Source organism: Aromatoleum petrolei (genome assembly GCF_017894385.1).
Lineage (GTDB): Bacteria > Pseudomonadota > Gammaproteobacteria > Burkholderiales > Rhodocyclaceae > Aromatoleum > Aromatoleum petrolei.
This window is the reverse complement of the sequence record NZ_CP059560.1, coordinates 4893431-4918833: the sequence shown is the minus strand read 5'-3', so window position 1 is coordinate 4918833 and position 25403 is coordinate 4893431. Positions and strand designations below refer to the sequence as shown.

The following is a 25403-nucleotide window of genomic DNA, read 5'->3' as shown; positions in this document are numbered from 1 at the left end:
AGATCCTTGAAGTGTAACAGGACGAACACCTAGCTCCCGTACCAATAGCGCCTCGCAACATCGCGCCAGGAGGTGATCTCGACCCCGCGCACGCCGACATCGACAAGGATCGCGCCCTGCTCGTCGGTACGCCAGTTCGTCGCACCCGCCGCCGACCAGCGCTGCAACACGCCGGGATGCGGGTGATGGAACTGATTGAGGTAGCCCGCCGAATGGATCGCCGCACGTGCCGCGACGCCCGCGACAAGGGGCTCGCCGGACGAGGACTTGCTCCCGTGGTGCGGCACGACCACGACCGTGCTACGCAGCGATTCCCCCGCTTGGACTAGCAGGCGCCGCTCGGCGGCACGCTCGATGTCGCCCGCAAGCAGCACGGAGCCGCCAGGCGCGGAGATGCGCAGCACGCAGGAGGAGTCGTTGTCCGAACTCGTGTCGAGCTCCCTCTCGTCGGGATGAAGGATGCGGAAATCCACGCCATCCCAGGACCAGCTGTCGCCCGCGAGACACGGGCGCCGCGGCGGTTGCGGTCGGCGATCGGAAGGCTCGGGCAGATCGAAGTTGGCCATCACCTCGCTCACTGCGCCGGCAGCGAGCAGGGATGCGAGGCCACCCGAGTGGTCCAGGTCGTCGTGCGAGACGACGAGGCGATCGATACGCCTGACACCGGCGGCGCCAAGATAGGGGATCAGGACCCGCATCCCTGCATCTCCGCCCTGCCGGTAGGCCGGCCCGGTGTCGTAGATGAGCTCGTGGCGGGCCGTGCGCACATGCACCGCCGTCCCCTGACCAACATCCAGTACGGTCATGCGGAATGCCCCGTAAGGGGGCCGCTCGGGCACCCACGCGAGCATCGGAAGCACGGCCAGCGCCCCCGCCGCACGTGCCGGCGTGCCGCGCGGGAGCATCAGCCACCCCACACCGACGAGGGCCACTGCGGCCAGCACCCCTGGCGGCGCGGCCTGCGACCACATCGCGAAAGACAGGGCCGACAACCATTCAAGGGCCACCATCAACACGCCGAAGAACCAGTGCGCCAGCTCCAGCAAGCCCGTGAAGGGCAGGACGATGGCCAACAGCGTGAGCGGCGTGATGACGAAGCTCACCAGCGGGATCGCCAGTGCGTTGGCGAGCGGCGAAACCAGCGAGAAGGCGTTGAACAGGACAACCAGACCCGGGATCATCGCAAGCGTGATACCGAGCTGACCCGCCACCGCCGCGCGCCAACCCTTTTCCGCACGGACGCGGCCGCCGAGAAGGAACATCAGGATCGCGACCGCGCCGAAGGACAACCAGAACCCCGCTGCCAGCACCGCCCACGGATCGAACAGCAGCACGCACAGCAATGCGAGCGCGAGCACGATGCCCCTCGATGGCGCCCTCCCGCCGAGGATCGCCACCGCGACTACCGCGATCATGATCAGCGAGCGCTGCGTGGGGATGCCCATCCCGGCAAGGACCGAATACACGGCCGCAGCGGCGAGCCCGCTTGCCGCGGCCACCTTCATGGCCGGAACCCGCAACATCCGCCGCTGCGACCGACGCCATGCCTTTCCGGCCAGCCAGCCGACGAGCAGGCCGATCATCGATACATGCATTCCGGAGATGCTTATGAGATGACTGATCCCGGTGTTGCGGAACACCGTCCACTGCTGGTCCGGGATGCCACGCTGATCCCCCACGGCGAGCGCAACGAGCACCCCGACATAGTCGGCGCCGGGCAGCGCAGTGTGGAAACGCGCGCGGATGGCGTCGCGCAGGCGATGCACGAGCGTTGCCGGACGCACGACGAATTCGTCGATTCGGACCGGTGCGGGCGACGCGCGCACGCTGCCGGTGGCGCGAATACCGCGCTCGAGCAATGCCGCCTCGTAGTCGAAAAGTTCGGGATTCGCGAGGCCGTGCGGCCGCTTGAGACGGGCGGTGAAACGCCAGCGCTCGCCGGGCCGTAGTGCCGGCGCGGCTCCTTCACCCCGCTCGGCCGCGTACCACGACAGGAGCACGCGCTCGGGCACAGCGGCGGAGGCCCTTTCGACCTGAAAAACGAAGCGCACCCCCTGCTCGCCGGGTTCGGGCAACTCGGCCACGATACCCGTCAGCTCCACGTCACGCATTTCGACGGCTCTTGGCAGTGCGTCGGCGAGCCGCCACACTGCACGCCAGCTCGACCATGCAAACCCGGCGGTTAGCGCGATCGCCAGGATCAGCGCACGAAACAGGTTCGCGCGTGCGACACCGGACTTGTACCATTGCAACGCCAAGACGCAGGTGACGGTCAAACCGCCCGGTAGCACGGCGAGCCATGGATACGAAGGCAACTGCGCCTGGTACTGCGCTGCCCAGACGCCCGCCGCGAACGCGAATATTGCCAGTGGCATAAGCGCGCATCATGCCCGCAGAAGCGAACGGGGGCAAGGGCTGCGTGCAGCATGACACGGGCGACCGTCGTCACGAAAAACAGGACTTCGACCCCCACAGCGAGAATGCGCAACACGATCAAACGCTTCCTGCCGAATCACGAATCGGTGCACAGCAACCGCTGGCTGCGTCCCTTCGCCAACTCCCTGCTCCATCCGCGCCTGTGGCACGTGAATCGCCACTCGGCCGCGGGAGCGATCGCATTGGGCCTGTTCTGCGGTTTGATTCCCGGCCCTTTCCAGGCACTCGCTGCGGCAGCAGGGTGTGTGGTGTTTCGCGTCAACCTGCCGCTGGCGGTGCTGACCACGCTGTATTCGAACCCGCTCACCATCGTGCCGCTGTACGTGCTGGCATACGGCGTCGGCAGCCGCGTGATGGGCATGAGCACCAACGGCTTCGTGCAGCCGCCCGACATGGGCGAACTGCAGTTCGCCCAATGGCTGGGCGCACTGGCGGACTGGATGGTGGGATTGGGCAAGCCCCTGGCGCTGGGGCTGATCGTGCTCGCGGCGGTCTTTTCGCTCGTCGGCTACATCGGCGTCAAGGCAGCCTGGCGCGTGTGGCTGATCCGCGCCTGGCACGGGCGCCGCGCGCGGCGCAGCTCGGGCCCCTGAAGGCCGCCCGGCAACTGCGGCACCCGATCAGAGCAGGCGTCCGTCCTCGAGGCGCAGAGTGCGTTGCGTGCGGCGTGCGAGCCCCTCGTCGTGCGTGACAATGACGAAGCTGGTCGCGTGCCGCTCGTTGAGGCTCAGCATCAGGTCAAAGATCACCTCGGCGGTCTTGCGGTCGAGATTGCCCGTCGGCTCGTCGGCCAGCACGCAGGCCGGCTGCGTCACCAGCGCCCGCGCGATCGCGGCGCGCTGACGCTCGCCGCCCGAGAGTTCGCCCGGCGCGTGGTCGAGCCGGTGGCCGAGCCCGACCTCCTTGAGCACGGCTGCGGCACGTGCTTCCGCTTCTGTCCGGTCCAGACGCCGGATATAGAGCGGCATAGCGACATTCTCGAGCGCCGAGAACTCGGGCAGCAGATGATGGAACTGGTACACAAACCCCAGTCTTTCATTGCGTGCCGCTCCCCGCTCGGCGTCCGACATGCGCGAGAACTCGCGCCCCATCAGCTCGACGGAACCCGCGCCCGGCACGTCCAGCCCGCCCAGCAGATGCAGCAGCGTGCTCTTGCCCGAGCCGGACGCCCCGACGATGGACAACCGCTCGCCGCGCTTCACCTCCAGCGTCACGTCGTGCAGCACCCGCACGGCATCGGCGCCCTCGCGGAAGCTCTTGGTCAGGCCGCGGCAAGCCAGCACAATTTCGTTCATCGGCTCACTCATAGCGCAGCGCCTCGGCCGGATTGACGCGGCTCGCACGCCAACTCGGATACAGGGTTGCAACAACGGTCAGGACAAAGGACACCGACACGATGGTGACGACGTCCGACGTCAGCACCTTCGACGGCAACTCGCTGATGTAATAGATTTCCTTGTTCCACAACGTGGCGCCGGTCAGCGCCTCGAGCGCGGGGATGATCACGTCGAGGTTGTTGGCCAGCAGCAAGCCGCCGATCACGCCGCCGGCGAGGCCCACGAGTCCGATGATCGCGCCCTGCAGCACGAAGATCCCCATGATCGAGCCCGGGCTCGCGCCCAACGTGCGCAGGATGGCGATGTCCGCGTACTTTTCCTGCACCGCCATCACCAGCGTCGAGACGATGTTGAAGGCGGCGACCGCGACGATCAGGAAGAGGATGATCGTCATCATCGTCTTCTCCAGCGCCACGGCACGGAAGAAGTTGGCGTGGCTGCGCGTCCAGTCGGTGACGGCGAGGTCCGCTTCCATCGATCCGACCAGTTCCCGCGCCACGCGCGGCGCGGCGAAGAGATCGTCGAGCTTGAGACGCACGCCGCTCACGCGCTCGTCCAGCCGGTACAGCACTTGCGCATCCTGCATGTGCACCAGCGCCAGTCCGGAATCGTATTCGTACATGCCCGCTTCGAAGATGCCCACCACGTCGAACTGTTTGACTCGTGGCAGCACCGCGGCGGGCGTCACGAGCCCCTGCGGCGCGATCAGGGTCACCTTGTCGCCGACCTGCACGCGTAGCGCGAAGGCCAGATCGCGCCCGAGGATGATGCCGAAGCGCCCCGGCTGCAGTGCACCGAAGCTGCCCGCGCGCATGTGGCGCGCGAAGTCGGCGACCTTTTCCTCGGCGTCCGGCAGCACCCCGCGCACGAGGGTGCCGCGCACCGCCTGTTCGAAGGAGAGCATGGCCTGCTCCTGCACATACGGCGCCGCGGCCCGTACGTCCGGATGGCGGCTCGCGACGTCCGCCACCTGCTGCCATGACTCCAACTCACCGCCAGGGCCCGATATCTGGATGTGCGACGCGACCCCCAGGATGCGCGTACGCAACTCTTCCTGGAAACCGTTCATGACCGACAGCACGACGATCAGCGCCGCAACGCCCAGGCCCGTACCCAGCATCGACACGAGCGAAATGAAGGAGATGAAGCGATTGCGGCCCTGCGCACGTTTTCGCGACCGCGTGTAGCGCAGCCCAACCAGTAATTCGTATCGCATCGCTTGGGGCGGAAACCGCCTGCTTTTTCGGGAAACTCTGCATTGTGCCCTGCGCGCGCGGGAATTGGGAGCTCGCCCGTCTGCGGCACTCTCGGGAGGCCGCGTCGCGCCTAGGGTTTCCCCCAACAGGGAATACCCCCGTAGCTTGTCAGACAACTTCTTCGTATCGTTCGCCGCGCACCGGGAACTCCGTTCGCGGTCCTTCAAACAATTACGGGGGCACACCAAGTGGTCTGGCAACAGCTTTACGATCCATTCAACAACATTTGGCTATCCAGTGCAGTCGCGGCGATTCCGGTCGTCGTGATGCTCGTCGGCCTCGGTTTCCTGCACATGAAGGCCCACATCGCCGCCGCGCTGGGCCTCGGCAGCGCGCTCCTGATCGCGATCTTCGTGTTCGGGATGCCTGCCGCGATGGCAGGCAATGCAACGCTGTACGGCGCCATGTTCGGTCTGCTGCCGATCGGCTGGATCGTGCTCAACATCATCTTCCTGCATCAGCTCACGACCGAGAACGGCTCGTTCAAGGTGCTGCAGCAGAGTCTCACCGGCATCACCGATGACCGCCGCCTGCAACTGCTGCTGATCGCCTTCAGCTTCGGCGCCTTCTTCGAGGGCGCCGCCGGCTTCGGTACCCCCGTCGCGGTGACCGGCGCAATCCTGATCGGTCTCGGTTTCTCGCCACTGGCCGCGTCGGGCCTCGCCCTCATCGCGAACACCGCCCCGGTGGCCTACGGTGCGCTCGGTACGCCGGTGATTGCGCTAGCCGCCGTCACGGGCCTCGACCTGCACCAGCTTTCGGCCATGATCGGCCGCCAACTGCCGTTCTTCTCGCTGCTCGTGCCGTTCTGGCTGATCTGGGCGTTTGCTGGTTTCCGCGGCATGATCCAGATCTGGCCCGCGATCCTCGTGACCGGCGTGTCGTTCGCGATCCCGCAGTTCCTCGTGTCGAACTTCCACGGCCCCTGGCTGGTGGACGTGGTCGCCGCGATCGTCTCGATGGTCACGCTGATCCTCTTCCTGAAAGTGTGGAAGCCAAAGAAAGTGTGGACCTCGACCGCACTGCAGGGCCGCAAGGACGACTCCGCAAGCCAGGTGCCGCAGGAAACGGCCGCTCCTGCATCGAGCGTGCGCCCTGACCGACGTGCGGTGATCGCCGCCTGGGTGCCCTGGATCGTGCTCACCGTGTTCGTGTTCATCTGGGGCATTCCGGACTTCAAGAAGTGGCTGGACACGATCTCGGTTTTCAAGATCCCCTTCACCGGACTGCACAACCTGATCGAGAAGGTTCCGCCGGTCGTCGCCTCCCCGCACAAGGAAGCCGCGGTGTACACCTTCAACTGGCTGTCGGCCACCGGTAGCGGCATCTTTATCGCCGCGATCGTCTCCGGCCTGCTGATGAAGTTCAGCCTGGGCCAGCTCTTCGGTGTCTACTGGCGCACGATCAAGCTGGTCAAGATGTCGCTGCTGACCATTGTCATCATGCTGGGCCTCGGCTACCTGACGCGTTACTCCGGCCTCGACGCCACGCTGGGCCTCGCCTTCGCCAACACCGGCGCGCTATACCCGCTGTTCGGCACCCTGTTGGGCTGGCTGGGCGTCGCGCTGACCGGATCGGACACCGCCGCGAACGTGCTGTTCGGGGGGCTGCAGAAGGTCACGGCGGAACAACTCGGCCTGAATCCGATCCTAATGGCGTCGGCCAACAGCTCCGGCGGCGTGATGGGCAAGATGATCGATGCCCAGTCAATCGTCGTCGCCAGTACCGCAACGCGCTGGTTCGGGCATGAAGGCGACATCCTGCGTTACGTGTTCTTCCACTCGATCGCGCTGGCCATCCTCGTCGGCCTGCTGGTGACCTTGCAGGCATACGTGCCGCCCTTCACCCTACTGGTTCCCACGCCGTAAGGACCCGGGGGCGTGGCTGGCACCCGGTTTCCGGACGGTGCCGGCCACGCCGCGCAAACAATCATCCCGTATTCATCGGAGCATCACATGTACAAGAGGATTCTGGTCGCGGTCGATGACAGCGCGACCTCCAATGCCGCCCTGGACGAAGCGATCACGCTCGCCAAGGCTCTGGGAGCAGCCCTGCGCATCGTGCACGTCGCGGACGAAGCCCCCGTGCGCAGCACGGTTGGGCTGGAGGCCCTGCTCGACGTCGCGCAGGTCGAGGAAGCCATGCGCAAGGCCGGCAAGGCCCTGCTCGAGGCCGCGGTAAAGAAGGCCGCCGATGCCGGCGTGCAGGCGGACTCGGCGCTGCTCGAGAGCGACAACAAGATCGAACTGGCCCACAAGCGCGTCGCCGAGTGGATCGTCGAGGGTGCCAATGCGTGGCAGGCGGACGTGATCGTCGCCGGAACGCACGGGCGCCGCGGCTTCGCTCGCCTGTTCGTCGGCAACGTCGCGGAGGACCTGGTCCGCCTCGCGACCACGTCGTTGGTCCTCGTTCGCGGGAAATAAGCCGCCGCGGATGCCGTAAGTGCATCCCGATTCCGGACGGGCGTCGCGGGACCAGCAGAGCCGGTTCCGCGACGCCCGAATCGTTTCCGGGTCAGATCACGCGGCCGCATGCGCCGCACCGCGCGCATGCGACGGGCTTCGCATGCAATTTCATTGGAATAATAATTATCTAATCTGGATAATCACTGTCGCCCGACATGGGCAATAACAGGAGAGTCCGATGAATCAGTCCCGCCGCAACATGTTGAAGATGGTGGCATGACCCTCGCAATGATTCCGATCGTCGCCCTGGCTGCGAAGAACGAAGGCATCCGCACGTCGATGAAATACAAGGACACGCCTGAAGGCGACAAGAAGTGCGAAAGCTGCAACCTGTTCATCCCGGGCGCCTCGCCGACCGCCCCGGGCGCCTGCAAGGTCTTCCTGAACGACACCGAGATCTCTCCCAACGGCTATTGCATGGCCTGGGCGAAGAAGGCTTAAGCGGCGACGAACCAGGATTCCGCCTGCGCCCTGCGTGCCACGCTCGAGCGGGGCGGGCCGATATGCTAGACTCTGCGCCGCGGATTTTCACCCGGCGTCCCATGCAGATTCATCTTGTCGTCCCCGGCCTGCTCTGGCCGGCGGTCTCCGCCCTCGGGCCCGCCTCGGGCCTCCAACTGACTTCGCTCGCATGGCTGCTCGGCCAGGGACGGCGCAGCCTCGTGCCTTTCGAACCGCTCGATGCGCAGCTCGCACGGCTGATGGGCTATCCCGCCGATGCGGGAGCGCTTCCCCTCGCCGCCCTGCGCCGGCTCGGCGAACCCGATCTCCCCGCACCTGCAGTCGACACGGACTGGCTGTGCGCCGACCCGGTCAACCTCTCGTTCGCACGCGAGCACCTGCTGCTCGGCGAATTTCCAGCGGACGAACTGCGCGCGGACGAGGTTGCGCCGCTCGTCGCGGAACTGAACACCACCTTCGGCGACCTCGGAAGCTTCGAGGCCGCGACGCCGAACCGCTGGTACCTGCGCCTGAAGGCACCGACCCGCACACGCTTCTTTCCGTTGCACGACGTTGTCGGGCGCCCCATCCGCGACTTCCTTCCGGAAGGCGATGACGCGCGCCTGTGGCAGCGCACGATGAACGAACTGCAGGTGGTGCTGCACAACCATCCTGTCAATCAGGCGCGCGAGGCTGCCGGTCGCAGGCCGGCGAACAGCCTGTGGTTCTGGGGCGCGGGCACGCTTCGCGCCGCCGCGCAATCGGGCGCACGCACGATCCAGACCGCCGACCCGCTCGTGCGTGGTTTCGCCCTCGCGGCCGGCACCCCAGTTGCGGCGCCAAACTGCGCCAAGGCCCTGGAAGGCAACTCGCTGGTCGTGCTGGAAGATCTGATGCTCCCCGCGCGGCATCTCGACATCGACAGCTGGCGGAACCGGCTGGCGATGCTGGAGCAGGCCTGGTTTGCGCCGCTCGCGGCGGCCCTGCGTGGCAAACGCCTGCGCGTGCTGAAGCTCACGGCGCCGGGCGACCGTGGAACGATGACGCTCGAGGCGCGCGCCACCGATGCATGGAAATTCTGGCGCAAGCCCCTCTCGCTAGACACCCTGCTGAAGTCGATCGCACCCGCAGCCGCGGCGCTGCCGGGTGGCGTGGCCGACCTCGCCCCTCCTCACCCCCCAGGCACACGATGACCCGAATCCAGCCGCGGGCGATTCCGCCCCGCTCCATGCAGCGCCTGATCGACGCCGGCACCCACCCCTTGCTGGCCCGCATCTACGCCGCGCGCGGCATCTCGCGCCGTGAAGAACTCGACTACTCGCTCAAGGCGCTCATTCCGCCCGCAGCCCTGAAGGGGGCGCGCGAAGCGGGCGCGCTGCTCGCCGATGCGATCGAGGCCGGCGCGCGCATGGTGATCGTCGCCGACTATGACTGCGACGGCGCAACGGCTTGCGCGGTCGGCGTGCGGGCGCTGCGAGCCTTCGGTGCCGACGTCGGCTACCTGGTGCCGAACCGCTTCGAATACGGCTATGGGCTGACGCCTGCCATCGTCGAGCTGGCCGCGCGCATGGAGCCGGACGTGCTGATCACCGTCGACAACGGCATCGCCAGCGTGGAGGGGGTTGCTGCGGCGCGCAGCTACGGCATGGCGACGGTGATCACCGACCACCACCTGCCGGGTGACACGCTTCCCGATGCCGACGTGATCGTGAATCCGAACCAGCCCGGCTGCGACTTCCCGAGCAAGTCGCTCGCCGGCGTAGGCGTGATGTTTTACACCATGCTCGCGCTGCGCGCCGAGTTGCGGGAACGCGGCGCATTTGCCGGCCGCCAGGAGCCGAACCTTGGCGAGCTGCTGGATCTCGTGGCCCTCGGCACGGTCGCGGACGTCGTGAAGCTCGACCACAATAACCGTATCCTCGTCTCGCAAGGTCTCGCGCGGATGCGAGCGGACCGCATGCAGCCAGGCATCCGCGCGCTGTTCTCGGTCGCCGGCCGCGACGCCACGCGCGCGAGCACTTTCGACATGGGGTTCGGGCTCGGCCCGCGCCTGAACGCCGCTGGCCGCCTTTCGGACATGAGCCTCGGCATCGAGTGCCTGGTCACCGACGACATGGGCCGCGCGCTCAACATCGCACAGGAGCTCGATCGGCTCAACCGCGAACGCCGCAGCATCGAGCAGGACATGCAGGAAGGCGCCCTGCTGCGCCTGGCGGATTTCGACCCGGGCAATTGCGCGACCGTCAGCCTGTTCGAGCCGGACTGGCACCAGGGCGTGATCGGGATCGTTGCCGGCCGAATCAAGGAGAGGCTGCACCGCCCGGTGATCGCGTTTGCGCGGGGCGACGAGGGGCAGCTGAAGGGCTCGGGCCGCTCGATCCAGAACCTGCATCTGCGGGATGCCCTCGATCTGGTCAGCAAGCAGCATCCCGACCTGATTCTGCGCTTTGGCGGGCACTCGATGGCCGCGGGCCTGACGATCCGCGAGGCGGACTATGACCGCTTTCAGCGCGTGTTCGAGGAAGCCGTTCAGTCCCTCGTGGCACCCGCGGACCTGACGCGCACGCTGGACACCGACGGGCCGCTCGAAACCGGTTACATGAGCCTGGAAGCCGCACGGCTGATCGAGCAGGATATCTGGGGCCAGGGCTTTCCGGCACCGCTGTTCGACGACGTGTTCCGCGTCGACAACCAACGACTGCTGAAGGACAAGCACCTCAAGCTGCAGCTGTCCAGGAACAACGTGCGCTTCGACGGGATCCGCTTCAATTTTGCCGAGGGTGCGCCGCAGCAGATCCGCGCGGCGTTCCGCCTGGCGCCGAACGAGTATAACGGCGTCACCAGCCTGCAGCTCATGCTGGAGCATTTCGAAGCGGCCTGAGCCGACTTTGCGGCGCCCGCTCCGGCGCCAGCTCACCCCTCGCGTTTCGTCCCGGCACGCCGCTCGCCCCGCTCGATTCCGCGGTCGTATCGGTCGGCGTATTCCTCACCGGCGACGCCGAGTCGCCGATGGTGCCCCCCGATATGCCTTCCACAACCGCAACCTGCCGATCGGGGGCGCATATTGGGTCGCACTTGCGGAATCTTTCCTACGCCGAGTCCTGCCAATCACGGCTCGCGCTGTTCCGGCCGGGGCAACTCCGTCATAATGGAGTTGCCCTTTTTTCACGCCAACGGAGCATTCCGGGCGACATCGTGCCGGCAACGCATCATGATGAACGACACCAACGCGCCCTATCTCACCTACAAGCTCGACCTGATCAAGACCATCTCGATCAAGGCGGGCAATACGTACTTCAAAAAGGCCTTCGGCCTTGGCGTCCGCGAGCTGCGCGTTCTGCGTCTCGTGCACGACCACCCCGGCATCACCGCGAAGGATCTCGGCAACATGCTGGTCCTCGACAAGACCCTGTTGTCGAAGAACATCGCGTTTCTCGAGGACGGCGGCCTCATCACGCGCAGCCCCAACGTCAATGACAACCGTCAACAGCACCTCGCGCTGACCGAGCTTGGCATGCAGGTCTGGCGCGATGGTGAAGAGATCGGTCGCGGGCTCGAACGCGAGATGTTCGCGGATCTCAGCAGGGAGGACTGGGAGCACCTGCACATCCTGCTCGACAGGGTGCTGGTTTCGCTGGACAAGTGGCAGGAGTCGCACCGAAAGTAGTGCCCCACCCAGCCGCCCGAGCTTGCCGCCCCCAGGGCGGGCGGCGTCACTGCCGCAGCGGGGTCTGCCGGATTTCGTCCACCGCCCAGGTTGCGACTTCAGTCGCGAGGCGCGTCGACGCCACCCCCAGTGCATTCACGACGGCCGGGACATCGCTAGCCGTTGCGCGCTCGCCTGACGTGAAGGTCCGGCTCGCGAGAATGCGCCTGCTTTCGCGCTCCACCAGGCGCGCATCAAGCCGCACGACCGCCTCTGGAACCCCTCCGCGGTATTCGCTCTGGAAGGCGCGCAGGTCGCTGACGATTTCGTAATCCGCCTGCAGCCGGGCTTCGTCGCTGCTCAACGCGGCGATCCGGCCATCCGCACGCAGGGCGTCGATCAGCCGATCGCGCATCAGCACCGGTGCGGGTTCGCTCCAACTCGCGCCCTGGTACACGCTCACCTGGTTGTCCTGAGGAATGACGACGATGCGCTGTCCGGCAAGATGCACACCGCTGGCGGGTTTGGCCACGCGCAATGAAACGGGAAGCGGCGTGGCGGTCACGGCGGCAGGCGCCGGGGCGAAGGGAAGGAGGAAGGTGTCGACCGGCTCCGCCTTCGGCAGCACGGAACACGCGCCGAGAAGTAGCGTTGCGGCCAGCCAGGCCGCGCGGCGCATCCCGCTCCCACCGCGCCGGGCGCTCCGGCAATCGGTGGTCATGGCTTGAACTCCTTCATCGTCTCATTGCCCAGCAGGTAGTCCGCGGGACGGTTTTCGAGCTGCCGGGCGATCGTCCGCACCGACACGAGGGTGTCCTGCAGTTCGGTGAGTGCGGGCCCCAGTTCCGCCGCGCCCCGTACACCGGAGGCGAACTGGGCGCGGTTTTCGGCGAGCAGCGCGTCGACGTTCTGCATCGCGCGCTCGAAGGCGGCCATCGCATTCTGCGCGCTCTGCAGCGTCTGCACGCCACGCTCATCGACGAGCCGGTTGGTCGCCTTGGCCAGCTTCGCCGCTTCGGCCAGCGTCGTATTCGCCTGCTCGCTGGCCCCGGCTAGTTCCTTCAGCGCACGGCCGAGGTCTTCGCGCTGGGCGGCGATCGCCCCGGTCGCCTGCTCCAGGCTCTGCAGCATGCGGCCGACGCTCTCGACGTTCTGTGCGGAAAAGAGCTCGCGCACCTGCAGCAGCACCTGATTCGCGTTGAGCATGGCATCCTCGCCGTCGGCCAGCAGCTTGCTGAGCGGCGACGGCGTGGCGACGATCTCCGGGACCTGCCCGGCTTCACCCTCCAGCGGCTTGCTCGCCGGATCGTCGCCGCTGCTCAGGCGGATGACCGAGATGCCGGTGATCCCGGCAGGCACCAGGCGCGCACGAGTGTCGCTGCGCACCGGGGCCTCGGCATCGACACGCACGCGCGCGAACACTCGGCGCGGATCCTGCGGATCGAGCCGCAGACTGAACACGTCGCCGATCTTGATGCCGTTGAACTCGACCGTGCTACCCTTGGAGAGGCCCGTGACCGCCTCCTGGAAGACCACGTCGTAGGTGCGGAACTGCTTATCGCTGTCGGCCTTGCCGAGCCACAGCGCGAACATCAGCGCCGCGCCGACCACCAGCAGGGTGAAGAATCCGATCAATATGTGATGGGCGCGTGTTTCCATTCAGCTCTGCCCCCCATGGGAAAGTTTGTGCGACACACCGTGCGCAGAAGAAACCGCCTGCGCCGCGGCACGTCCGCGCGGACCGTGGAAGTATTCCCGGATCCAGGCGTCGTCGACGTCCACGACGACGTCGAGACGCTCGTTCACGAGCACACGCTTTTGCGCGAGCACGGCAACGCGGTCGGTGATGGTGTAGATGGTGTCGAGATCGTGCGTGACCATGAAGACGGTGAGGCCGAGCGCATCACGCAGGGTCAGGATGAGCGCGTCGAACGCGGCCGCGCCGATCGGGTCCAGCCCTGCGGTCGGCTCGTCCAGAAACAGGATGTCGGGGTCGAGCGCAAGCGCGCGCGCGAGGGCCGCGCGCTTGATCATGCCGCCGGAGAGGTCTGCCGGATACTTCTCGCCTGCGTTGGCGGGCAGGCCCGCGAGCGCGATCTTCAGCGCGGCGAGCCGGGCGGCGTCCGCGGCTTTGAGCCCGGCATGCTCGATCAGCGGCAGGGCGACATTTTCCGCCACAGTCAGCGAGGAAAACAGTGCCCCTTTCTGGAACAGCACGCCGAAGCGCCGCTCGATGGCGGCCCGCCGCAGCGCAGGCAGGGCGAGCAGATCCTCGCCGAACACGCTGACGCGACCGGCCGCCGGGCGGTTGAGGCCGACGATGGTGCGCAGCAGGACGGACTTGCCGGTACCCGAGCCGCCCACCACGCTCAGGATCTCGCCGCGCCGCACGTCGAGGTCCAGGCCATCGTGCACCACCTGACGGCCGAACTGGTTGCGAACGCCGCGCACTTCGATAATGTTGGTCACCAGCCCATCTCCATGCAGAAGAGCGCCGCCACCGCATCGACGACGATCACAATGAAGATGGACTGCACGACGGCCGAGGTCGTGTGCTCGCCGACGGACTGCGCGCTGCCCTCGACCCTGAAGCCTTCCAGGCAGCCGATGACCGCGATCAGGAAGGCGAAGATCGGTGCCTTGGCGATGCCGATGATGAAGTGCCGGAGCCCGACGTGGCTTTCCAGCACGGACAGGAACATCGTAGGCGAGATCTCTAGCGTCATCGCGCACACCAGCATGCCGCCGACAATGCCCGAGATCATCGCGATGAAGCTGAGCATCGGCAGGGCGAGCAGCAGCGCGGCGACGCGCGGCACGACGAGCAGCTCGACGGGGCTCAAGCCGCCCACGCGGATCGCGTCGATCTCCTCGTTCGCGCGCATCGAACCGATCTGCGCCGTGAAGGCGCTTGCCGTGCGGCCGGCGACGATGATCGCGGTGAGCATCGGCCCGAACTCGCGCAGGAAGGAGAACGCGACGAGGTCGACGGCGAAGATGCTGGCGCCGAAATCGGCCAGCACCGTGGCGCCGAGGAAGGCGACCACCGCGCCGACAAGGAAGGTCAGCAGCGCGACGATGGGCACGGCGTCGAGGCCCGTGCGTTCGAGGTTCGCGGCGAGCGAGGTGATGCGCCAGCGCCGCGGGCGCAGCATCACATGGAACGAGGTCTCCAGCGTGATGCCGATGAAGCCGGCGATGTCGATCACGTGGCGCCAGAACGCAAGCATGCCGATGCCCGCGCGCTCCATTATGTCGCCGAAGGCGTAGCCTGCGACGCCTGGCGCGGGTGCGGCAGCATCGATCACGCCGACCACCGCCTGCAGCAGGGCACGGCGTTCGGGCGGCAGCGGGCTCCCGTCCGCGGCCAGCGCGGCGAGCCGATCCTTGCCCAGCAGGTCGTGCATGAGGCTGACACCGGCGGTATCGAGTTCGCCGACGTCGCCGAGATCGACCACGACGGCATCGGCGATCCCGGGGCGCAGGCGTGCGACATCGGCCGCGAGCGCGGCGTGGTTCGCAAGCGTCCAGTCGCCCCGCAGGCGCACCTGCCGGCCGTCGATGTCGATGAATGCCGGTTCCGTCATCGGCCGCGGGCTCCCTCCCTGTCGCGCTCGCGCATCGCGAAATCCTTCATGTTGAGGTACGTGATCATGTCGGCGTAATCGTACAAATAAATCCACGGGCACAGGCCCGTCAATACGCAGCAGCTTTCCCCGCAGCCCACAGGTGTGCCGCCACTAGCGCGCGCCACGGCGCATAGCGGGCGAGCCACTCCTTGGCCTCGGCTTCGCCCACCCTGCCCTCCGTTCCCTGCAGCGCCTGCAGTCCCCGACGTACAGCAACATCGCCGTGCAAGGATCCGTCGAGCCAGCCGAAACCGCGTAACAGCACGTAATCGACGGTCCACGGTCCGACGCCGCGTACCGCGAGCAGGCGGGAACGAATCTCCTCGATGGATGCCGTTTCCGCCCACGCGTCGAGCGGCAGTTCCCCGACCCCCACCCGCCGCGCGAGCGTCAGCAGCGTGCGCGCCTTCGCGGTCGAAAAGCCCGCGGCGCGCAGATCGTCCTCCGCAAGGTGCGCGAGACCTCCCGCGTCCGGATAACACAACATCCCCGAGCGGTGGCGGATCCCTGCGGCGACGATCAGTCGTCGCCGCAGCGACACGGCGGCCGCAACGCAGATCTGCTGGCCGGTCACCGCCCAGCTCAGCGCCTCGAAGGGCGTTGTGGTGACCGGCACGCGCAGCCCCTTCTGCGCCGAGATCAGCGAACCGATGCCCGGATCGTCGCGAAAGCGTTCCTCGAATGCCTCGACCGTCTGGTCCAGCCCCAGCATGCGCCGCACCATCGTCCCAAAGCGGGGCTCGAGGTCGCGCGCTGGCTCCGCGTCGAGCACGATTTCCGCGCTCGCCACCCCGTCGGCGAATCGCACGTTCAGGCAGGCGGGGATCCCGTCCCACAACAACCCCTTGCACAGCGAATCCCCGGTGACACGTTCGGCCAGCTCCTGCGTGTCGCGCCGATGGAACGCGAGGATGTCGCCGGGACGGAACCCGGCAGGGAGCGCGATCGCGACGGCAGCCTGGCGCGTCATTGCGCCGCTTCGCGCGCGAGCAGGAGGCGCTTGCGCTCGACGCCCCACCGATACCCGGACAAGCCGCCGTCGCTGCGCACCACACGATGGCAGGGAATCGCCACCGCGAGCGCATTGGCCGCACATGCGCCGGCGACCGCACGCACTGCCGCGGGTGCGCCGATGCGCCGTGCGATCTCCGTGTAGCTCGCGGTCGCACCCGCCGGGATCTCCTGCAGCGCCTGCCACACGCGCATCTGGAAAGCCGTGCCGCGCACGTCCAGCGGCAGGTCCAGCCCCAGCTTCGGTACCTCGACGAAACCGACCACCGTCGCCACGATGCGTTCGTAATCCGCATCCCCGCCGATCAATTCGGCGCGCGGGAAGCGGTCCTGCAGGTCGCGCACGAGCGTGTCGGGATCGTCGCCGATGAAGATCGCGCAGACGCCACGCGCAGTGCTGGCTACGAGGATTGCCCCCAGCGAGCACTGGCCGACCGCGAAACGGATCTGCTGCCGCGCCCCGCCGGCGCGGTAGCTGCTCGCCGTCATGCCCAGCGTCCGCCCCGAGTCTTCGTAGAAGCGCCCGCTCGAACCGTAGCCCGCCGCGTAGAGCGCGTCGGTCACCGATGCCCCGTCGTCGAGTTTCGCCCGCATCCTTGCCGCTTGGCAGGCTTTCGCATAGGCGCGCGGGGTCGTTCCCGTGACCGCCTTGAAGACGCGGTGCAGATGGAAAGCGCTCATGTTCGCGAGTCCTGCAAGAGCCTCCAGCGTCGGCGGCGTCTCCGCCTGTTCGATCTGCCGGCACAAGACGGAAACCGCTTCGGCATGCTGCTGTGCGAGCGAAGGCCCGTCCGGTGCGCAGCGCAGGCACGCGCGATATCCCGCACGGAGCGCCTCCTCGCCCGTTGCGAAGAACTCCACGTTCTCCGGCCGCGGGGTGCGTGCCGCGCACGACGGCCGGCAATACACGCCCGTGGTCCGCACCGCGTAGCAGAACGCCCCGTCAGCCGTCGCATCGCGTGCCAGCACCGCCGCCCAGCGCGGATCGGCCGCTGTCGCGGCAGCACGCGCCTCGATTTGCCTGGACATGTTCATCGCCTCGTCAGAATCCGATGAGCCCCACTGTAGACATGCGTACCCCCGGACGCACTCCGGTCCTTGCTTTCGAATTCGACAACACCACAATCACTTCCGCAGCGGCGCGAGCAATCCGGACAAGCCGTTGTGATCCAGCTCGTGCATCAACGCGAGCAGTTGTCCCAGCTTGCCCGGCGGAAAGCCTTCGCGCGCGAACCAGTTCAGGTAATGCCCCGGTAGATCGGCAATCAGCCGCCCTTTGTACTTACCGAACGGCATCGCAGTGCTCACCAGCGCTTCGAGATTCTCCGGATTCACGCGGCCTCCGCACGCTCTCCGGCGATCGCCGCGAGAATCGCCCCCAGCAGGTGCCACACGCGCCCCACCGAAGCAATCTCGACGCGTTCGCCCGGCGCATGGGCGCCGCGTATGGTGGGGCCGAAGGAAACGATCTGCATGTCGGGGTACTTCGCCGCGATGAGCCCGCATTCGAGCCCGGCATGGATCACTTGCACGCGCGATTCCACCCCGTGCTCGCGCCGATACACTTCGCGGCACAGCGCGAGCAGTGGCGAGTCGGTCTTCGGCGCCCAGCCCGGGTAATGCCCCGATGCCTCGGCCGCCGTTCCCGACAGCGCGAAGAGGCTGACGATCTCGTCGCCGAGCGCGCCTGCCGCACCGTCCAGCAGGGAGCGCACCATGAAGCTGGATGTACCGCCATCCGGCTCCAGCGCGACGATGCCGAGGTTGTTCGACGTCTCGACGACACCCGGCACGCTCGGACTGCGGCGACGCACCCCATGCGGCGCCGCATGGAGCGACGCGAGCCACACCGCCTGGTCCGCCGCTGACATCACCGGTTCGGCCTCCGTGACGGGCACCGCCCGCAGGCTCACGCCCTCATCGACGCCCTTCAACTCCTCGCGCAACCGTTCCTGCCACGCTGCCAGCACGAGCGCCAACTCATCGCCGGATCCGGCCCGCAGCGCCACCCGCGCGCGCGCATCGCGCGGCAGCGCGTTGCGCGCCGAACCACCTTCGACCGCACCGAGACGCAGGTCGAAGCGGCGCTCCAGATCGCGCAGCACGCGCACCAGGAGCTTGATCGCGTTGCCCCGCTCCTCATGGATGTCCACGCCAGAATGCCCGCCGCGCAGGCCGTGCAGCTCGACCTGCCACTGCTCCGTCCCAACCGGCGGCTGCTCCGCCCGCCCCTCACGGCGAACATTCACGTCCAGTCCCCCAGCGCAGCCGATATAGAACTCTCCCCATTCCTCCGTGTCCAGGTTCAGCATCAGCCGACCTCGCAGCACATTGGCGTCGAGCCCTTGCGCACCGCCCATTCCGGCTTCCTCATCCACCGTCAGCAAGGCCTCGAGCGGCCCGTGCACGAGCGAATCGTCCTCCAGTGCCGCAAGAATTAGCGCCACGCCGACGCCGTTGTCGGCACCGAGCGTGGTCTCCGCGGCGGCGAGCCAGTCGCCGTCCCGAACCACGCGGATCTCGTCGCGCGAGAAGTCGTGCGCCGATTCGGCCGCCTTCTGGCACACCATGTCCAGATGCGCCTGCAGCACGACGCCCGGCGCCCCTTCGCAGCCCGGACTCGCGGGCTTGCGGATCAGCAGGTTGCCCGCCGGATCGATCGATACCTCCAGTCCGTGCGCCAAAGCGCGCTCGCGCAGCAGGTCGCGCAGCGCGCCCTCTGCCTTGGATGCGCGCGGGATACGGCACAGCGTGGCGAAATGCGCCCACACGGGGGCAGGTTCGAGGCCAGAGAAGACGGGCGAAGCGGAATCGGACATGGCAGGGAGCACGAGGACGGTCAAAGCGGTCAAGTGCGCAATGGTAAGCCAGCCAGACCGCAGGGCACGATCGGCAACTGGCCCTTGCAGACTGGATGGCGCCAAAAATTCCATCGCCATCCACCTTTCCTGAGGCCATACTTTAAATGTGTGGCAACAGCATCGGCGCCCCGCCGGACGCCGTACGAACGGGGGAAGGTCATGAACCAGGACTTCGAAAACATCGAACGCGACGTGGGTGCCGCGATCGACGGCGACCCGGCCAAGGTGGCCGAACGTGTACGGACGATCACGCTCGGGGCACTGTCGCACGGCAAGCTGGACACCGACGCGCTCAAACAGGTCACCGATGCCGTGCTCAGGGGCGCGCAACAAGGCATCGAGCGCCCCGACCGCGAACGCACCGAAGCCATCCGCGAAGCGGTGCGCGGGCTGGACGAGGCCCTCGCAGCAGCCGCCCAGGCGACACTGCTCGCCGTGAAGGAGGCCGTCGGACGCGGCAGCGAGTATTCGCGCCAGGAAATCCGCGGCACGCTCGACCAGCTTGGGGCGATGGAATCGAACTTCCTGCGCACGCTGGCCGACGCGGGGCGTGGCGCAACCGGACTCGCGCGCTCCACTCTCCACGAACTAGCCGAGCACGCGCGCAACAGCGGCACCGCGGTCGGCGGCCGCGTCGCGAACGCGGGAGCCGACCTCACGCGTGCCGTCGCAGAGCTCACCCGCGAGCAGCTGCAAAGCGGCGTTCAGACGCTGCGCAACGAGGCGGGCCTGCTCGCCGCACTCGCCTCGGGGATGCTCAGGGGCATCGCCGACCGCCTGCACCCGCCGGGTTCCGACAATGCGAGGGGCGGACCGGGCGATCCGCAGGCCTGATGCTGTGGAAAGCGCTCGGTGCGGCGCGTGAGCTGACACGCGCCCACGACATCGCCGCCGTCCTCATCCGCTACGGCTTCGGCGATCTCGTACGCCGCATAGGCCTTGCCGACACGCTGGAGCGCGCCGGCAAGGCGCTGCACTGGACCGAACCCGAGGAACTGGCGCGCCTCGAACCCCCAGCGCGCGTGCGCCGGGCCTTCGAAGAGCTCGGCCCGACCTTCATCAAGCTCGGCCAGATCCTCGCCACGCGCGTCGACCTGTTTCCACCCGAATGGATCGCCGAGTTCGGTCGCCTGCAGGATTCGGCCCCGGCCGTTCCCTTCGAACAGGTGCGCGAACAGCTCACCGAGGACCTCGGCGAAGCGCCCGAAGCCGCCTTCGCCGAACTCGACACCCAGCCGCTCGCGGCGGCCTCGCTCGCACAGGTCTACCGTGCGCGGCTAGCCGACGGCCGCCCGGTGATCCTCAAGGTGCGCCGGCCCGGCATTCGCCCGACCATCGAGGCCGACCTGCGGCTGCTTGCCCGCCTCGCCGAGATCGTCGAGGCGGAAGCGCCGGACCTGCGCCGCTACCGCCCCTGCCAGGTCGTGCGAGAGTTCACGCTGTCGCTGCGCCGCGAGATCGACTTCGCCGCCGAGTGCCGCTACGCCGAACGCGTCGCGGCGAGCTTCATCGGCCACCCGGAGATCGTCATCCCGCGCGTGCACTGGCAGTGGTGCGGCGAGCGCCTGAACGTCCAGGACTACGTCGAGGGCATCCCCGGCCGCGACCTGGCCGCCGTCGATGCCGCGGGGCTGGAACGCAAACTCCTCGCGCGACGCGGTGCATCCGCGGTGCTGAAGATGATGCTGGAGGACGGCTTCTTCCACGCCGACCCCCACCCCGGCAACGTGTTCTACCTGCACGGCAACCGCATCGCCTTCATCGATTTCGGCATGGTCGGCCGGCTTTCGGAGACGCGCCGCTACGAGCTCGCGATGCTGCTCAACGGCCTCGTCTCGAACGACGCCGCCACTGTGGCCGACGTCCTGCTCGAATGGCGAGACTCCGAAGCGCCGGAAACCGAGCCGGAACTCCTGCGCCACGAGATCGACACCTTCGTCGACCAGTACAAGGGCGTTCCCCTCAAGCAACTCGACATCGGCGCGATGCTGTCAGATCTCGTGATGATCCTGCGCGAGCACGGAATCGCCCTGCCCTCGGACCTGTCACTGTTGATCAAGGCCTTCATCACGCTGGAAGGAATGGGGCGCCAGCTTGATCCCGACTTCGACATGGGCGCCGAAGCCGCCCCCTTCCTGCGACGCGTGCTGCTAGCGCACCACGCCCCTGGTGCGGTCGCCAAGCGCGGCTGGCGCACACTGGCTCAGGCCATGGATCTTGTCACCGACCTGCCGCGCGACCTCAGCCAACTCCTGCGTTCGGCACGACGCGGCAAACTACAGGTCCAGGTCGACATCGTTTCGCTCAAACGCCTCGGCGATCAGGTCGACCGTGCGGCCACGCGCATGACGATCGGGATCGTCACTGCGGCACTGATCATCGGCTCGGCCATCGTCATGACCGTGGTGGGCGATCCCGGTTTCGCCGCGCTCGATACGCTGGGGCTGCTGGGCTTCGCCGGGGCCGTGGCGGGCGGAGTGGCGCTGCTCCTGTCGATCTGGCACGGCGGACGCGGGGAATGACCCCCCATGATTAACGCGGCAGTTGAATAGATCACCCCCGTTCGCCCTGAGACTGTCGAAGGGTCCGGTTCAGCTGGGCTTCGACAGGCTCAGGGCGTACAGGGGTGTTTGATTGGCGCCTTGTCAAACCCCGCGCCCCTCGCCCGCCTCTTCGTAGGTTCGTCCGTCACGGATGCGATACAGGCGGCGGAACGTCGGAATGATCTTCTCGTCGTGCGTCACGACGATGATCGCCGTGCGGTACTGCTCCGCCATCCGGTTGAGGATGCGCACCACGTTCAGCGCACGCTCGCTGTCGAGCGGCGCGGTGGGTTCGTCGGCGAGCACGACCGGAGGCCGGTTCACCAGCGCCCGCGCGATCGCCACGCGCTGCTGCTCGCCGCCCGAGAGCTCCGACGGTGCCGCCTTCGCGCGATGTCCGACGTCGAGCGCTTCGAGCAGTTCCACAGCTTGCCGACGCGCATCGCGGTTCGACTTGCCGGCCAGCATCGGCAACAGCGCGACGTTGTCGGTCACGTCCAGGAAGGGAATCAGATACGGAGCCTGGAACACGAAACCGATGTTGTCGCGCCGCAGGCTGCGCAGGTCGCGGATCTTCCAGCCGCCGTCGAACGCCGTCCGCCCGCCCAATGCCATGTATCCCGCGGTCGGCTCGATCACGGCGCCGAGGCACTTCAGCAGCGTGCTTTTGCCCGAGCCGCTCGGTCCGATGAGGCCGACCACCTCGCCGGGCGCGATCCTCATATCCACGCCCTTCAGCGCATCCACCGCGGCATCTCCGACGCCGTAGCGCTTGCTCAAGCCCCTGACCTCGATCGCAGGCATGTTCATTTCAGCCCCCGATCGCCGTTGCCGGATCGACCTTCAGCGCAACCCGGATCGCCAGCAGGCTCGCGATCGCGCACACCACCATGGTCGCAAGCAGCCCACGTACCGCGTCCCCCGGCAGCAACAGCACGTACTTCGGGAAATACGGCGCCCACAGCGTCGCGACCGTCTTGCCGATCACGAATCCGATCAACCCGAGCCCGAGCGACTGCTGCAGGATCATCGCCGCGATCGTGCGGTTGCGTGTGCCGATCAGCTTCAACACCGCCAATTCGCGCACCTTGCCCAGCGTCATCGTGTAGATGATGAAGGACACGATCGCCGCACTCACGATCGCCAGGATCACCAGGAAAGTCGCGATCTGCCGGGCCGAGGTCTCGATCAGCTTGGAGACGAGGATCTCCTCCATCTGGGCGGACGTGTAGGCCTCCAGATGTTTCCAGCGCCGGATGTTCTCTGCCACCTGCTCCGCGTCATGGCCGTCGGCGACCCTGACCAGCACCGCATTGACGCTGCGGCTGGCCGTCTGCGACGTCAGGATCGCATCGAGCAGCCCCGGCACCCCCGGACGGTTCAGCGCCGGATTCGCCGCGGTGCGCGCGCGCTCGTTCACGATCGCATCGTTGTCCTTGAGGAACTGCGCCTCCTGCGCATCCTTGAGCGACAGGAACACCATCGGATCCCCGCTCGACGACACCATGCGTCGGGTGAGCCCCACGACCTCGTACTCGTGCCGCCGGATCCGCACCCGCTCGCCGAGCCCGAAGCCCGTGCGAACGTCCGCGACCACCTCGTAATGGCTGCGCACGATGCGTCGGCCGGCCACGAGGAAGGGCGGCTCGCCGGGGCGCCCGAGCTCGAAGCCCACCGCCATCACGCGCACGTCGCGCTCGCCCTGGCGGATCTGCATCGTCAGGTAAGTCACGTTCGACGCCTCGCCCACGCCCGGCATTCCCAGGATCGCGCGGTACACATCGTCGCGCAGGTTCGAAGGCTCCGCGTATGGCCCCAGGGTCTCCTGCTGCACCACCCAGATATCTGCCCCGCTGCTGCGCAGGAGCACCTGCGCATCATCGACCATGCCGCGATAGATCCCCGCCATCGACAGCGTCACGCCGATCAACAGCCCCAGCCCGACGCCGGTGAAGACATACTTCGCCCAGTGATGGAGGATGTCGCGTCCCGCAAGGCTGATCATCGCTTCACCGCGACCAGCGACTCGGTCGGACTCACCCGGTCGCCCGCCTCCAGTTCGCGCGCGCTATGGACGACGACGCGGTCGCCCGCCTGCAGTCCGTCGAGCACCACGACCCGCCCGTCGAGCGCGGTTTCCCCCGTGCGCACCGGCACGAAAGCCGCAGCCCCGTCCGCAACGGTCCATACGCCGCGCCGTCCGCCGCGATCATGCACAGCCGCGCCGGGCACCGCGAGCACGTCCGCGCCACGAGTCGTCGCGATCGTCACCTCGGCCAGCTCCCCGAAGGCGAAATCCTGCGGCACTTCGTCGAACACGACCTGCACGATGCGCTCCTCCGTCACCGCATCGCCGTTGAGTTCCACGCGCGAAACCCGCCCAGGCAAGGCCAGGCCGGGCCGCGAACGCAGCACGATCGAAGCCGCCTGCCCGGCACGCACGCTGCCGGCGCGCCCCTGGTCGATGCGCGTCCGCACGCGCACGCTCGCGGGATCGACCATGCGCAGCACCGTCTGCCCGGCCACGAGCGTCGTTCCCGGCTCCGCATCGCGCGCCGTCACCACACCAGCCACCGGCGCGACAAGGCGCACATTCGCCCGCTGCCGCTCCACCGCGACGCGCTCGGCTTCGAGCCGCTCCACATCCATTCGTGCCGCGTCGAGCTGCGCCCGCACAGCCTGCAACTGCGCTCCGGCGGAGTCCGCCTCCTGCCGCTTCGCCTCGACCGCCGCATCGCTGAAAAAGGCCTGCTCGCCGAGCGACGCATAGCGCCGCGCGTTCCGTCCCGCGAGCGCCTGACGGACCTCGGCATCGCGCACCTGAGCCCGGGCCGCCTCCAGGGCGTGAACAGCGCGTGCCGACGCCGCCCGAGACGCCGACAGGCGCGCGTCCAGCTCCACCGGATCCATCTCGGCGAGCAACTGTCCCGCGCGCACCATGCCGCCCACATCCGCGTGCACCGCGAGCACGCGCCCCGGAACCGTCGGACCGATCGCGTAACTCCTCTCCGCATCCACCGTGCCGACCCCGAACACGGCATTCTCGAATGTCCCCCGCTCGACTGTTGCCAGCGTCACTCGCACGGGTGCCAACGGTCCGCTCCGAACCATCAACAGGATGAAACCTGCCAGCAGGCCGATCCCGAGAACGGTCAGACCCACCACTCGCAGTATCTGCCACCTCATGCCCGCCTCCCCGCAATTCCCGAGAGATAGACCTCGAACACCCCTTCGGCCGATTCTTCCACCCCGCGCATCCCGCCGGCGAGCATCGACTGCATCACCAATCCCTGGATTGCACCGACGAACAGGGTCGCAGCGTGCTCCGCGTTGAGCTCGCGCCCAACGACCTCGCGCTCCCTTGCGCATTTCAGGACCTGCAATAAGGTCCCCCGGTAACTGCCGAGCAGCGCCCGGATGCGCCGCTTCACCGCGCTGTCGCCCGGCTGCTGCAGTTCGTGGAAGATCAGGCGTGGTGCCCCCGGATGGGCAAGCGCGAAATCGATGTGCGCACGGAACATCGCACGGAGCTGCGCTATCGGCTCGCTGCTCGAAAGCGACGCCTCCTCGATCGCTCCCAGCAGGTTCTCTTCGATCCAGTCAGCCACCGCCAACCAGATCGCCTCCTTAGTCGGGAAATGACGGAAAACCGCCCCTTGCGTCAGGTGCATGGCGGCCGCGATGCGTGCGGTCGTAACGTCCGCCGGGCCGCTTTCGGCCGCCAGGTCGAGCACGGCCTGAACGATCTCGGCCCGCCTGAGTTCCGTCGAGCGCCGGA

General features: G+C 67.5%; 24 protein-coding genes. 9 read left to right on the top strand and 15 right to left on the bottom strand.

Annotated elements, in window-relative coordinates; translation table 11 throughout:
• Positions 1–29: 29 nt before the first annotated feature.
• Positions 30–2375 (bottom strand): DNA internalization-related competence protein ComEC/Rec2, encoded by a 2346-nt coding sequence (locus tag ToN1_RS22515; protein WP_169205053.1) that lies wholly within the window; start codon positions 2373–2375, stop codon positions 30–32.
• 105 nt (positions 2376–2480) lie between these two features.
• Between ToN1_RS22515 and ToN1_RS22510 the strand changes: the two genes are divergently transcribed.
• Entirely contained in the window at positions 2481–3029 is a 549-nt protein-coding gene (locus tag ToN1_RS22510; RefSeq protein WP_169205052.1) for a DUF2062 domain-containing protein, read from the top strand.
• A gap of 27 nt (positions 3030–3056) precedes the next feature.
• On the opposite strand, the gene lolD is transcribed toward ToN1_RS22510, so the two are convergent.
• Together lolD and ToN1_RS22500 are read right to left on the bottom strand one after the other, a co-directional pair.
• Entirely contained in the window at positions 3057–3743 is a 687-nt protein-coding gene (lolD, locus tag ToN1_RS22505) for a lipoprotein-releasing ABC transporter ATP-binding protein LolD (RefSeq protein ID WP_169205051.1), read from the bottom strand.
• Entirely contained in the window at positions 3736–4989 is a 1254-nt protein-coding gene (locus ToN1_RS22500) for a lipoprotein-releasing ABC transporter permease subunit (RefSeq protein WP_169205050.1), read from the bottom strand. The genes lolD and ToN1_RS22500 overlap by 8 nt, the downstream gene beginning before the upstream one ends.
• A gap of 228 nt (positions 4990–5217) precedes the next feature.
• Between ToN1_RS22500 and ToN1_RS22495 the strand changes: the two genes are divergently transcribed.
• From ToN1_RS22495 to ToN1_RS22470, 6 genes are all read left to right on the top strand, one after another.
• Positions 5218–6897, top strand: a complete 1680-nt coding sequence (locus tag ToN1_RS22495; RefSeq protein ID WP_169205049.1) for an L-lactate permease — start codon at positions 5218–5220, stop codon at positions 6895–6897.
• A gap of 87 nt (positions 6898–6984) precedes the next feature.
• Entirely contained in the window at positions 6985–7452 is a 468-nt protein-coding gene (locus ToN1_RS22490) for a universal stress protein (RefSeq protein WP_169205048.1), read from the top strand.
• 258 nt (positions 7453–7710) lie between these two features.
• Positions 7711–7935 carry a high-potential iron-sulfur protein gene (locus ToN1_RS22485; RefSeq protein ID WP_169205047.1) on the top strand — a complete coding sequence of 75 codons (225 nt, stop codon included), beginning with the start codon at positions 7711–7713 and terminating at the stop codon, positions 7933–7935.
• Positions 7936–8036: 101 nt separating this feature from the next.
• Positions 8037–9128, top strand: a complete 1092-nt coding sequence (locus tag ToN1_RS22480; RefSeq protein ID WP_169205046.1) for a hypothetical protein — start codon at positions 8037–8039, stop codon at positions 9126–9128.
• Entirely contained in the window at positions 9125–10816 is a 1692-nt protein-coding gene (gene recJ / locus ToN1_RS22475; RefSeq protein WP_169205045.1) for a single-stranded-DNA-specific exonuclease RecJ, read from the top strand. Before ToN1_RS22480 ends, recJ begins: the two co-directional genes overlap by 4 nt.
• 330 nt (positions 10817–11146) lie before the next feature.
• On the top strand, positions 11147–11602 hold the full coding sequence (locus ToN1_RS22470; protein WP_244860862.1) for a MarR family winged helix-turn-helix transcriptional regulator: 456 nt from the start codon (positions 11147–11149) through the stop codon (positions 11600–11602).
• Positions 11603–11648: 46 nt separating this feature from the next.
• Here ToN1_RS22470 and ToN1_RS22465 read toward each other — a convergent pair whose 3' ends face one another.
• The 8 genes from ToN1_RS22465 to ToN1_RS22430 all read right to left on the bottom strand — a co-directional run bounded on the left by ToN1_RS22465 (position 11649) and on the right by ToN1_RS22430 (position 19040).
• Positions 11649–12302 carry an ABC-type transport auxiliary lipoprotein family protein gene (locus tag ToN1_RS22465; protein WP_169205044.1) on the bottom strand — a complete coding sequence of 218 codons (654 nt, stop codon included), beginning with the start codon at positions 12300–12302 and terminating at the stop codon, positions 11649–11651.
• Complete coding sequence (locus ToN1_RS22460) at positions 12299–13240, bottom strand: MlaD family protein (RefSeq protein WP_169205043.1); 942 nt, start codon at positions 13238–13240, stop codon at positions 12299–12301. The genes ToN1_RS22465 and ToN1_RS22460 overlap by 4 nt, the downstream gene beginning before the upstream one ends.
• The gene (locus ToN1_RS22455; RefSeq protein ID WP_244860861.1) at positions 13241–14050 is read right to left on the bottom strand and encodes an ABC transporter ATP-binding protein; all 810 of its coding nucleotides are present in this window, start codon (positions 14048–14050) and stop codon (positions 13241–13243) included. It lies immediately after the preceding gene.
• Positions 14047–15168: an ABC transporter permease gene (locus tag ToN1_RS22450; protein ID WP_169205042.1), complete on the bottom strand. Its 1122-nt coding sequence runs from the start codon at positions 15166–15168 to the stop codon at positions 14047–14049. Before ToN1_RS22450 ends, ToN1_RS22455 begins: the two co-directional genes overlap by 4 nt.
• A 109-nt stretch (positions 15169–15277) precedes the next feature.
• On the bottom strand, positions 15278–16180 hold the full coding sequence (locus ToN1_RS22445) for a DNA-3-methyladenine glycosylase family protein (RefSeq protein WP_169205041.1): 903 nt from the start codon (positions 16178–16180) through the stop codon (positions 15278–15280).
• Positions 16177–17250, bottom strand: coding sequence for a bifunctional DNA-binding transcriptional regulator/O6-methylguanine-DNA methyltransferase Ada (gene ada / locus ToN1_RS22440; protein WP_169205040.1), 1074 nt, complete (start codon positions 17248–17250; stop codon positions 16177–16179). Before ada ends, ToN1_RS22445 begins: the two co-directional genes overlap by 4 nt.
• A 96-nt stretch (positions 17251–17346) precedes the next feature.
• Positions 17347–17556, bottom strand: a complete 210-nt coding sequence (locus ToN1_RS22435) for a DUF3820 family protein (RefSeq protein ID WP_169205039.1) — start codon at positions 17554–17556, stop codon at positions 17347–17349.
• Positions 17553–19040, bottom strand: coding sequence for an aminoacyl-histidine dipeptidase (locus tag ToN1_RS22430; protein ID WP_169205038.1), 1488 nt, complete (start codon positions 19038–19040; stop codon positions 17553–17555). The genes ToN1_RS22435 and ToN1_RS22430 overlap by 4 nt, the downstream gene beginning before the upstream one ends.
• A gap of 201 nt (positions 19041–19241) precedes the next feature.
• On the opposite strand from ToN1_RS22430, the gene ToN1_RS22425 reads away from it, so the two are divergent.
• Together ToN1_RS22425 and ToN1_RS22420 are read left to right on the top strand one after the other, a co-directional pair.
• The gene (locus tag ToN1_RS22425; RefSeq protein ID WP_169205037.1) at positions 19242–19916 is read left to right on the top strand and encodes a DUF6781 family protein; all 675 of its coding nucleotides are present in this window, start codon (positions 19242–19244) and stop codon (positions 19914–19916) included.
• A complete protein-coding gene (locus tag ToN1_RS22420) occupies positions 19916–21604 on the top strand; it encodes an ABC1 kinase family protein (RefSeq protein WP_169205036.1) in 1689 nt (562 codons plus the stop codon). The genes ToN1_RS22425 and ToN1_RS22420 overlap by 1 nt, the downstream gene beginning before the upstream one ends.
• A gap of 123 nt (positions 21605–21727) precedes the next feature.
• Here the strand turns inward: ToN1_RS22420 and ToN1_RS22415 are convergent, their stop codons facing one another.
• The 4 genes from ToN1_RS22415 to ToN1_RS22400 are packed head-to-tail and all read right to left on the bottom strand — an operon-like array spanning position 21728 to position 25359.
• Positions 21728–22435, bottom strand: coding sequence for an ABC transporter ATP-binding protein (locus tag ToN1_RS22415; protein ID WP_169205035.1), 708 nt, complete (start codon positions 22433–22435; stop codon positions 21728–21730).
• Between the two features lies 1 nt (position 22436).
• On the bottom strand, positions 22437–23630 hold the full coding sequence (locus ToN1_RS22410) for an ABC transporter permease (RefSeq protein WP_169205034.1): 1194 nt from the start codon (positions 23628–23630) through the stop codon (positions 22437–22439).
• On the bottom strand, positions 23627–24811 hold the full coding sequence (locus ToN1_RS22405) for an efflux RND transporter periplasmic adaptor subunit (RefSeq protein ID WP_169205033.1): 1185 nt from the start codon (positions 24809–24811) through the stop codon (positions 23627–23629). The genes ToN1_RS22410 and ToN1_RS22405 overlap by 4 nt, the downstream gene beginning before the upstream one ends.
• Positions 24808–25359, bottom strand: coding sequence for a TetR/AcrR family transcriptional regulator (locus tag ToN1_RS22400; RefSeq protein WP_244860860.1), 552 nt, complete (start codon positions 25357–25359; stop codon positions 24808–24810). The genes ToN1_RS22405 and ToN1_RS22400 overlap by 4 nt, the downstream gene beginning before the upstream one ends.
• Between the last annotated feature and the right edge of the window lie 44 nt (positions 25360–25403).